This is a genomic window from Pseudomonas sp. P7759 (assembly GCF_013386445.1).
Classification (GTDB): Bacteria; Pseudomonadota; Gammaproteobacteria; order Pseudomonadales; family Pseudomonadaceae; genus Aquipseudomonas; species Aquipseudomonas azotoformans_A.
In genome coordinates, this window is record NZ_JACART010000109.1 from 432 (window position 1) to 661 (window position 230).

Annotated in this window: 1 protein-coding gene; it reads left to right on the plus strand. The window is 67.4% G+C overall.

Going from position 1 to position 230, the window contains the following annotated elements; all coding sequences use genetic code 11:
• Nucleotides 1–230: TonB-dependent receptor plug domain-containing protein (locus HX823_RS31405; RefSeq protein WP_177078525.1), on the plus strand; the 230-nt coding region annotated here is incomplete at both ends.

Sequence of the window (230 nt, forward strand, 5' to 3'; positions counted from 1 at the left end):
GGCAACCGCGGCGCCGAACAACGCACTGTCACCAGCAGCCCGGTGCCGATCGATGTGGTCAGCGCCAAGCAATTACAGAACACCGGCAAGCCCGGCCTCATGGAAGCCCTGAGCGCCGTGATCCCATCGCTGACCCTGCCGGAAAAAACCGGCTGGGACGCTAGCGGCATCGCCCGCGCCCCGAACCTGCGGGGTCTGAGCGCCGCCGAAGTGCTGGTGCTGGTCAACGG